Genomic DNA, 10,209 nt, shown 5'->3' with positions numbered 1-10,209 from the left:
GTCGACGACAGCGGGATCGGCCAGGGTGGAGGTGTCGCCGAGCGCGCCATACTCGTCCTCGGCGATCTTGCGCAGGATGCGGCGCATGATCTTGCCCGAGCGGGTCTTGGGCAGGCCGGGCGCGAACTGGATCAGGTCCGGCGAGGCGATCGGGCCGATCTCGTTGCGGACGTAGGAAACCAGTTCCTTCTTCAGGTCCGCCGAGGGCTTCTCGCCCGCCATCAGCGTGACATAGGCGTAGATGCCCTGCCCCTTGATGTCGTGCGGATAGCCGACCACCGCAGCCTCCGAGACCTGSGGATGCGCCACCAGCGCCGATTCGACCTCGGCCGTGCCCATCCGATGGCCGGAGACGTTGATCACGTCGTCGACGCGGCCGGTGATCCAGTAATAGCCGTCGGCGTCGCGCCGGCAGCCGTCGCCGGTGAAGTACTTGTTCGGATAGGTCGCGAAATAGGTCTCCTCGAAGCGCTTRTGGTCGCCATAGACCGTGCGCATCTGGCCGGGCCAGCTCTCGGCGATGACGAGATTGCCCTCGGCGGCGCCCTCCAGCACCTTGCCCTCGGCATCGACCAGYTCSGGCTTGACCCCGAAGAAGGGCCGCGTCGCCGAGCCGGGCTTSAGCTTGGTCGCGCCCGGCAGCGGSGAGATCAGGATGCCGCCGGTCTCGGTCTGCCACCAGGTGTCGACGATCGGGCAGCGGCGCTCGCCGACGACRCGGTGATACCACTCCCAGGCTTCCGGATTGATCGGCTCGCCGACCGAGCCGAGCAGGCGCAGCGACTTGCGCTTGGTCTTCTTCACCGGYTCCTCGCCGGCGCCCATCAGCGAGCGGATCGCGGTCGGGGCGGTGTAGAAGATGTTGACCTTGTGCTTGTCGATCACCTCCCAGAAACGGGAGATCGTCGGATAGGTCGGGATGCCCTCGAACATCAGCGTCGTCGCGCCGTTGGCGAGCGGGCCGTAGAGGATGTAGCTGTGGCCGGTGACCCAGCCGACGTCGGCGGTGCACCAGTAGATGTCGCCGTCATGGTAGTCGAAGACGTATTGATGCGTCATCGACGCGTAGACGAGATAGCCGGCGGTCGTATGCACCACGCCTTTCGGCTTGCCGGTCGAGCCCGAGGTATAGAGCAGGAACAGCAGGTCTTCCGCGCCCATCTCCTCCGGCTCGCAACTGTCCGGCACGGTGGCGGCGAGATCGTCGTAGCGGTGATCCCGTCCCGCCTGCATCGGAACCGCCGCGCCCGTCCGCCGGGCGACGATCACGCTTCTCACCGCCTCTTCGGGCAGGAGCGCCAGGGCGGCGTCGACATTGGTCTTGAGCGGCACCTTGCGCCCGCCGCGCAGGCCTTCATCGACCGTCACCACCACCTGCGAGTCGGAATCGGTGATGCGGTTGGCGAGCGCCTCAGGCGAGAAGCCGCCAAACACTACCGAATGCACCGCGCCGATCCGGGCACAGGCCAGCATCGCATAGGCCGCTTCCGGGATCATCGGCAGATAGATCGTGACCCGGTCGCCCTTCTTGACGCCTTGCGATTTCAGGACGTTCGCCCATTTCATCACCCGGGCATGCAGCTCGCGATAGGTGATCCGCGCATCCTCGGCGGGATCATCACCCTCCCAGATGATCGCGACCTGATCGCCGCGCGTCTCGAGATGCCGGTCGATGCAGTTGTAGGCGACGTTGGTCGTGCCATCCTCGAACCAGCGGATTGAAACCGCGCCGGGCGCGAAGGAGGTGTTCTTGACCTTGGTGTAGGGCTTGAACCAGTCGATGCGCTGGCCGTGATGGAGCCAGAATGCCTCCGGCGCCGTCACCGAGGTCTCGTACATGATCTCGTAGGCGCCCGCATCGACATGGGCACGCGCGGCCCAATCGGCAGAGACAGGATAGAGCCCCGTCGTCTCCTGATCAGCGTTCCCTCTCATAATCTGTCTCCCGGAGCTCTAAGGCTGGGTTTCGTGGTCTCGATGCCGCGCCTAATCGGGCCCGGTCGCTCGCTTGTCGGTCAGAAAATCGGTCACGATCTTGATCTGGTGCGGATCGAAGAGCGGCGGGACGTGGCCGCACTCCTCGAAGCGATGCAGCGTGGCGTTGGCATTGCGCTCGAGCATCTCGTCGCAGAGCTCGTGCGTCAGCAGATCGGATTTGGCGCCATGGAGGACGAGCGTCGGCGCGCTGATCCGTTCCCAGTATTTCCAGAGGTTCAGGCTGACGAGCCAGGGGTTCCGGAAGGCGCGCGCGATCTCGCGGTCGCATAGCATGGTGAAGACGGCCCGCGTCTCGTCCCAGCGGATGCTGTGCGCGGTGATGTGCCGCCACTGCTCGTCGCTGAGCTCGCCATAAGGGGCGAGGATATCGCGGAAATACCGCTCCGCCCGCGCGAAGGTCACGAAGGAGCGCGGCATGTCGCCGAGATAGGCGCCGATGCGCAGCAGGCCGACCGACGAGACATAGGGGCCGATATCGTTGACGACCAGCCGGCGGATGCAGGAGCCCGGCAGGCCCGCCAGCACGATGCCGATCAGGCCGCCGAGCGATGTCCCGACCCAGTCGACCTCGCTGACGCCGAGCCGCGCGATCAACGCGTTCATGTCGGCACAGTATTGCGGCAGCGCATAGTCGCCCGGATCAGACAGGGACTGGCTGCGGCCGCGGCCCGGCAGGTCCGGACAGACGACCCCGCGCCCGCGCTTGGCGAGATCGGCGGCCAGATGGTCGAAGTCGCGGCCCTGGCGCGTGAGGCCATGGACGCACAGCACCGGCACGTCGTCTTTCTCCGGCCCCCACTCGACATAGGCGATCTCGTGGAAGTCGGTAGTCGACAGGCCGAGCACCGAGCCGCTGCGAGCCGGCTCGGGCGCCTTGCGCGCGGAGGCTTGCCTCCGCGCCGATCCTGGCCTGTTCAAGGTCGCCTCGGACATTTAGCCGTCTTTGCGCTCGATATGCTTGCGGAACTGCTCGACCCCTTCCGTGACGCGCTGCCGGGCGACGGAGAATGCCTCCTCGCTCGCCTTGGCGGTGATGTCGTAGACCTCGCGCGAGCCGGCGAGCGCGGCGTCGAAGGCCTTCTTGGCCAGCTCCGCCCGCTCGTCGGGCTTCAGCTTGGCTTCGCTGAACATCGAGAGGAGTTGCGTCGAGGCGGCATGGAAGAGCTCGAGCTGTCGCTTGGCGACATTGTGAGTGCCGTCGGCTGCGATCCTCATCGTCTCGACGGCCGCATTGATGTTGTTGCGCTGCTGCTCGACCAGGGCTTGCGCATCGACGCCCGGCAGCTTGAATTTCTCGACCATCTCCTTGATCTGGTCGGTCACGGCGTTGATGTTCAGTTCAGGTGATTTGGCCATATCGCGTTCTCCCGGTTGGCGATGGGTGGGGTGGAAAGGCTGGATCAGGGGACTGGCAGGGACCGGCTGGAAACCGCCGCGGCCTCGTCGAAGCGCCCGAGCACATGGTCGGTGGCCTCGCGCCGGCTTTCGAAGACGTGCGGGGCGACATCCCGGTCCGCCAGGGCGGTGCCGAGCTTGAGACGCAGGAAGGCGCTGGTGGTGTAGCGCGAGACATGGTCGTAGCAGGCGCGCTCGACCTCGCTCGCCATGGCGAACCAGGCGTCGTTCATATAGGGCGCGATATCGATCGCATCGTAGTTGATCACGGCCGAGAAGCGCCGGCCGATGCGGCTGGCAAGCGCGTGCAGCGCATCCCTGACCGCCTCGACATCGGCGCTGGTATGGACCCGGTAGCCGCCGAGGTTCAGGTAGAGGGTGTTGCGCTCCTCGTTGAACTCCATGCGCTGCGCCAGCGGCCGGTTGAGGAAGAGCTCGTCCAGCTTCATCGGCTGCGGGTCGAAGATCGCAGCCGCCATCAGGCGCGGCGAACGGACGATCGGCCGGAAGCCCATCTTCGAGAGGATGTCGCGCTCGACGTCGACGCCGGGCGCCACCTCGGTGAGCTCAAGCCCCTCGGGCGTCAGCGCGAAGACGCAGCGCTCGGTGACGAAGAGCACGCTCTGGTGCATCGAGCGCGCCAGTTCGCCGGAGAAGGTGATCTGCTCGACCTCGTCGATGAACTTCGACTGCCTGCCGTCCTGCAGGATGTGGAGCTCTCCGTCCCGGATCTCGGTCTTGAGGCCGCCCGCGGCGAAGGTGCCGCAGAAGACCAGCCGCCTTGCATTCTGCGAGATGTTGATGAAGCCGCCGGCGCCGGCGAGCCGGCCGCCGAACAGGCTGACATTGACGTTGCCCTGCGCGTCCGCCTGGGCCAGGCCGAGGCAAGCAAGGTCGAGCCCGCCGCCATCGTAGAAATCGAACATCTGGTGCTGGTCGATGATCGCCTCGGCGTTCACCGCCGCACCGAAATCGAGGCCGCTCTGCGGAATGCCGCCGATGATCCCCGGCTCCGCCGTCAGCGTGACCAGGTTGATGATGCCTTCCTCAGCAGCGACCGCGGCGACGCCCTCCGGCATGCCGATGCCGAGATTGACGACGCCGCCCATCGGCAGCTCGTAGGCGCAGCGGCGCGCGATGACCTTGCGCTCGTCGAGCGGCATGGGGCGGTTGCGCTCCATGGGCGCGCGGAACTCGCCGGAGAAGGCGCCGTTGTAGTGCGTCGCATAGGTCTGGGCGTGGTGCTCGGGCTCGGCCACCACGACGCAGTCGACCAGCGCGCCCGGTATCCTGACGGCGCGCGGATTGAGCGAGTTCGCCGCGGCGACGCGCTCGACCTGAACGATGACGAAGCCCTTGCAGTTCTTGGCGGCCATCGCCAGCGAGAGGTTGTCGAGGGTCAGCGCCTCCTTCTCCATGGTCACGTTGCCATAGGGGTCGGCAGTGGTGCCGCGCAGGATCGCGACATGGATCGGGAAGGCCTTGTAGAACAGCCAGGGTTCGCCCCCGAGCTCCATCAGCTCGACCAGGTCCTCCGTCGTGTTGGCGTTGAGCTTGCCGCCGCCATTGCGCGGATCGACGAAGGTCTGCAGGCCAACCTTGGAGAGCAGCCCCGCCTTGCGCCCGGCGATTTCCCGGAACAGGTGCGAGACGCAGCCGAGCGGCAGGTTGTAGGCCTCGTATTCGCCGCTGACTGCCTTGCGCGCCAGCTTCGGCACCAGGCCGAAATGGCCGCCGACCAGGCGCTTGACCAGGCCGTCATGGGCGAGCCGGTTCAGCCCCTTCTCGGCGCCGTCGCCCGGCGCCGCGGCGAAGACGAGGCTGAGGTCGCGCGGCTCACCTGAGTCGAGGAAGCGCTTCTCCAGCGCCTTGATCACCTCGTCCGGCGTACCGACGCCGACGAAGCCGGAGGACGCGACCGTGTCGCCGGAGCGGATGATGGCGACGGCCTCGGCCGCTGAGACGATCTTGTTGCGCATCGCCGCTCCCTCAGCCGTCTCGGGCCTGCAGCCACTCCGCGATGCTCTTGGTCAGAGCGCCTTGCGACTTGCTGGAGACGAACAGGCCGACATGGCCGCCGGGCAGCGGGATCTCGGTGTAGTCGGAGCTGCCGACCTTCTCCGCCAGCGCCTTCGAGCAGGTCGGCGGGATGATGTGGTCGTCGAGCGCGAAGATGTTGAGCACCGGCACGTCGATCTCCCCGAGATCGACCTCGCGGCCCGAGAGCAAGAACTTGCCTTCGAAAAGCCGGTTCTCCTGGTAGAGCTCGCGCAGCCATTGCCGCCCCGCCGCGCCGGGATGGTCCGGCCTGTCGGCCAGCCATTTCTCCATGCGCAGGAAGTTCATCATCTTGTCCTTGTCGTCGACGATGTCGATGAGATCGACGTTGTACTTGGTCAGCGAGCGCATCGGCGTCATCAGCGAGAAGATCGAGCTCATGAACTCGCCGGGGATGACGCCGAGCGCATCGACCATGTTGTCGATGTCCTCGGGCGCGAGGCTGCGCGTCCAGACGTTGAGGAAGCCGTGATGGGCGGCCGGATCGTCGACGTCGGCATGGAAGTCGACCGGCGTGATCGTCAGCACGAGGTTGCGGACGCGCTCCTTGTGCAAGGCGGCGTAGCAGGTCGTGAACACCCCGCCCTCGCAGATGCCGAGCAGCGTGATCTTGTCATGACCGGTCTCGCGGCAGATGCGCTCGACCGCCTCGTCGATATAGTCGTCGACATAGTCGTCGATGGTCAGCCAGCGCTCGTTGCGGCCGGGCTGGCCCCAGTCGATCAGCCAGAGGTCCAGCCCCTTGGCGAGCAGGCTGCGCACCAGCGAGCGGTCCGGCTGGAGGTCGGCCATGGTGTAGCGGCCGATCAGCCCGTAGACGATCAGGACTGGCGTATCGATTGTCTGCTCGACCTGCGGCTCGTAGCGGAACAGCTCGACCTTGTCGCGCCGCATGACGAGCTGCTTCGGCGTCGAGCCGACATCGACATCGGCATCGCGGATGCCGGCGATCACGTCGGCACCCTTCTGCATCCGGCCGAGATTCTGGGCGAAATCCTTGAAGAAGGCGTTCAGGGCGGCGTTGCTGTCGGTCATGCCTTCCCCCTGCTCGTGCGCTTCACCGTGGCCGGGCGAGGCTTTCCGCCCGCGTCCGGAGCCGGTCCATCGGCCTTGCCCGCACGGCGCTGGGCTCGCAGATGCGCGCGCAGCTCGCGGCGCATCTCGGTGAGCTGCCGGGTCACCTCGTCGAAATCCTGCTGCGTCGGCAGGCCGAAGAGCTTGGCGACGGAATCGGAGATCTTCTGCTGCTGGGTGCGCACCGCCAGCGCCGAGCGCAGCAGCTCGCGCTGGGCGCCAAGGAACTCGTCGGAACGCTGGTTCCTGATCAGCTCTTCATTGGCGATGCCGCTCCAGACGCCGAAGGCCTTGCGCCAGTCGGTCTCCTGCTCGCCGCCTTGGTCCTGCTTCTCCTTCAGCGCGACGCTGTAGCGCTCGAAGGCCCGGTTCCATGGCACGGAGACGATGGCACGATAGACGGCCATGCGTTGCTGGATGTCCATCCAGGCCGCCATGAGCGTGTAGACCTCGCGGTCGAGATTCCAGATATCCGCAAGCTTGGGACCTTCGGCCATGCGCTTGATGGCCTCGGTGATCTCACCGCCCTGCGCCGCGCCGAACAGGCTGCTGTCCGTCGCCCGCTGCGTCAGGAACGGCATCATCGAGTCCGACCAGAGCTTGCCGGCGGCACCGGCCTTCTCGGCCGAGTCCCGCCAGACCTCGCTCATGCGCAGGAACATCTTGGAGAGTTCCGGCTGATCGTCCTGCTCGCCCGCCATCGCGTGCCCCTCCCCGTCCGGTCAGGCCGCCGCGCCGCGCCCGAGGAGCGCGCTGCGGTAGATCTCGAAGGTCTGCTGGTAGTCGAGCTCGCGCGGATTGTTCACCAGCAGCCGCGTCTGCTTCATCGCGTCCTCGGCGAGCTTGGGCAGGTCCTTCTCGGCGATGCCGACGGCCGCGAGCGTGTCCGGCACCTGGCAGTCCCGGCAGAGCGTGACGATCTCGTCGATGAAGACACCGGCCGCCTCAGTGGCGGAGCGCGCCTGATGGCCCGGCTTCACGACATCGGCGAGCTCGGCATAGAGCGCCTCCGCCGCCGGACGGTTGAAGGCGAGCACATGCGGCATGACCAGCGCGTTCGACAGCCCGTGCGGCACATGGAAGATCGCGCCGATCGGATAGGCCAGCGCATGGACCGCGGCGACCGGGGCGTTGGCGAAGGCCATGCCGGCCAGCATCGAGCCCAGCAGCATCTGCGAACGGGCTTCGAGATCCCTGCCGTTGGTGCAGACGGTCCTGATGTTGCGCGAGAGCAGATCCAGCGCCTTCAGCGCGAGCTGGTCCGACATCGGGTTCTTCTTGATCTTGCTGGTATAGGCCTCGATCGCATGCACCATGGCGTCGATGCCGGTGGCGGCGGTGACATGGGCCGGCAGGCCGAGCGTCAGCTCCGGATCGAGGATGGCCCAGTCCGGGATCAGGCGCGGCGAGACCACGCCCTTCTTCTCCGTCGTCGGCGTCGTCACGATCGAGATCGGCGTGACCTCTGAGCCCGTGCCGGCCGTAGTCGGGACCAGCAGCAGGGGCAGGCGCTCGCCCTTGGCGAGGCCGACGCCATAGATGTCGTCGAGCCGGTCCGGCGTCCTGGCAAGATAGGCGACGAGCTTGGCGGTATCGAGTGCGCTGCCGCCGCCGATCGACAGGACGACGTCAGCCTTCTGCTTGCGGCAGAGCTCGGCCGCCGTCTCGATGACATGCGAGGGCGGATCGGCGACCACGTCCTCGAAGACGGTGAGCGCGATGCCGGCAGCCGCCAGCGCCGCCTCGGCGTCGCCCGTCAGCCCGGCGCTTCTCACCCCCTTGTCGGTGACGAGCATCACATGGCGGGCGCCATAGACCTGCACGCGCTCCGCGATCTTACGGGACGCGCCGGCCTCGAAGAGGATGTTGGCGGGTGCCTGGAAGGTGAAAGGTATCATGCCTGGTCCTCATCTCTTGGGCGTCGCGCCGCAACGATCGTCGCCCCCCGCGCCGGTCATTCCGCCGACGCGCCTCCCTGCCCGGCCGGGCGGTCGACCGCCCGGACCGGTTGGTATTGCTCAGCGCCGGCCGTTCAGGCGGACTTCGCCTGCGCGTGGCCCCGCAACTCGTCGATGAGCACGCGGATATTCTCCGAGTAGTCGATCGGCACCACGACGAGGTGGACGCCGCCGCCCTTGAAGGCGGCCTCGAGCGCCGGCGCCAGATCCTTGATGGCCTGGACGCACGTGCCCTTGGCGCCATAGGCCTCCGCATAGGCGACGAAGTCCGGATTGCCGAAGGTCAGGCCGAAATCCGGGAAGGCGTCGACCGCCTGCTTCCAGCGGATCATGCCGTAGGAGCCATCGTCGAGCACCAGCACGACGAGGTTGAGCTTGAGGCGGACCGCGGTCTCCAGCTCCTGGCTGTTCATCATGAAGCCGCCGTCGCCGCAGACCGCCATGACGCGGCGCTCCGGATGCAGCATCGCCGCCATCATCGCCGAGGGGAGCCCCGCGCCCATCGTCGCCAGCGCATTGTCGAGCAGCACGGTGTTGGCGACATAAGTCCGGTAATTGCGAGCAAACCAGATCTTGTACATGCCGTTGTCGAGCGCCAGGATGCCGTTCTCCGGCATGACCTTGCGGATGTCGTGGACCAGGCGCTGCGGCGTCACCGGCCAGCGGTCCTCCTCGGCGCGGTCGGCGATCTTGCCGAGGATCCCCTCGCGCAGCGGCAGCAGCGCGCCGGCGTTCGACAGCTTGCCCTCGATCCGGTCAGCCAGCGCCTCCAGGCTCGGCCCGACATCGCCGACCACCTCGGCATGCGGGAAGAAGACCTGCTCGACCGTGGCCGACTGATAGCCGACATGGATCACCTGCGGGCCGTTCGGCCCCATGATGAAGGGCGGCTTCTCGATCGTGTCGTGACCGATCGAGATGATCAGGTCGGCCTTGTCGACCGCGTCATGGACATAGTCGCGCTCGGACAGCGCGGCGGTGCCCATATAGAGGTTGGAGCCGCCGGGCACCGTGCCCTTGCCCATCTGCGTGTTGAAGAACGGGATGCCGGTGCGCCGCACGAAGCTGGCGATCCCGTGGGTGCCGCGCGGCCGGCTCGAGGCCGCGCCGAACATGATCAGCGGCCGCTTCGCCTTCAGGATCATCTCGGCGGCGCGGTCGAGCGCCGTGCGATGCGCGACCGGAATCTCGATCGGATGCACCGGGATCACCGGAACTTCGGGCACCGCCTCGCCGGCGATGTCCTCGGGCAGTTCCAGAAGCACCGGCCCGGGCCGCTCCTCCATCGCCGTGCGGAAGGCATCGCGCACGATCGTCGGGATGCTCGCGGCGCTGACGATCTGGCGCGCCGCCTTGGTCAGCGGCTTCATCGAGGCGATCACGTCGACGATCTGGAAGCGCGCCTGGCGGCTGCTCATGATCGCCTTCTGGCCGGTGATCATCACCATCGGCATGGCGCCGAGATGGGCATAGGCCGCGCCCGTCGAGAAGTTGAGCGCGCCAGGGCCCAACGTCGCGATGCAGACGCCCGGCCTGCCCGTCAGCCGGCCGTGGGTGGCCGCCATGAAGGCGGCCGCCTGCTCGTGACGGGTCAGGATCAGCTGGATCTTCGAGTTCCGCAGCGACTCGACGACGTCGAGGTTCTCCTCGCCCGGCACGCCGAAGATGCGATCGACACCCTCGTTCTCCAGAGCCGCGACCAGAAGGTCCGATCCCTTCACCATCC

The 10,209-nt window shown here is 67.0% G+C and carries 8 protein-coding genes; all 8 read right to left on the bottom strand.

All coding sequences use genetic code 11. From position 1 onward, the window contains the following. The coding region (gene acs / locus AC1DS0_RS20175) for an acetate--CoA ligase (protein WP_476816060.1) at window positions 1–1,935 on the bottom strand (1,935 nt) is incomplete at its 3' end. Between the two features lie 51 nt (window positions 1,936–1,986). Next, window positions 1,987–2,916 carry an alpha/beta fold hydrolase gene (locus tag AC1DS0_RS20170; protein ID WP_476816059.1) on the bottom strand — a complete coding sequence of 310 codons (930 nt, stop codon included), beginning with the start codon at window positions 2,914–2,916 and terminating at the stop codon, window positions 1,987–1,989. Window positions 2,917–2,931: 15 nt separating this feature from the next. Continuing rightward, window positions 2,932–3,354 carry a TIGR01841 family phasin gene (gene phaP / locus AC1DS0_RS20165; protein ID WP_476816058.1) on the bottom strand — a complete coding sequence of 141 codons (423 nt, stop codon included), beginning with the start codon at window positions 3,352–3,354 and terminating at the stop codon, window positions 2,932–2,934. Window positions 3,355–3,398: 44 nt separating this feature from the next. Continuing rightward, window positions 3,399–5,372, bottom strand: a complete 1,974-nt coding sequence (locus tag AC1DS0_RS20160; protein WP_476816057.1) for an acyl CoA:acetate/3-ketoacid CoA transferase — start codon at window positions 5,370–5,372, stop codon at window positions 3,399–3,401. A gap of 10 nt (window positions 5,373–5,382) precedes the next feature. Beyond that, window positions 5,383–6,486 (bottom strand): class III poly(R)-hydroxyalkanoic acid synthase subunit PhaC, encoded by a 1,104-nt coding sequence (gene phaC, locus AC1DS0_RS20155; protein ID WP_476816056.1) that lies wholly within the window; start codon window positions 6,484–6,486, stop codon window positions 5,383–5,385. Beyond that, a complete protein-coding gene (locus AC1DS0_RS20150) occupies window positions 6,483–7,226 on the bottom strand; it encodes a poly(R)-hydroxyalkanoic acid synthase subunit PhaE (RefSeq protein WP_476816055.1) in 744 nt (247 codons plus the stop codon). Before AC1DS0_RS20150 ends, phaC begins: the two co-directional genes overlap by 4 nt. A 21-nt stretch (window positions 7,227–7,247) precedes the next feature. Then, window positions 7,248–8,423 carry an iron-containing alcohol dehydrogenase gene (locus tag AC1DS0_RS20145; RefSeq protein WP_476816054.1) on the bottom strand — a complete coding sequence of 392 codons (1,176 nt, stop codon included), beginning with the start codon at window positions 8,421–8,423 and terminating at the stop codon, window positions 7,248–7,250. A 134-nt stretch (window positions 8,424–8,557) separates the two neighbouring features. Further along, on the bottom strand, window positions 8,558–10,207 hold the full coding sequence (locus tag AC1DS0_RS20140; protein WP_476816053.1) for an acetolactate synthase large subunit: 1,650 nt from the start codon (window positions 10,205–10,207) through the stop codon (window positions 8,558–8,560). Window positions 10,208–10,209: the final 2 nt, after the last annotated feature.

This window comes from Allobosea sp. P4_H5, assembly GCF_056400825.1.
The sequence above is the reverse complement of the archived record's forward strand: the minus strand, read 5'-3'. Positions and strand labels throughout refer to the sequence as shown.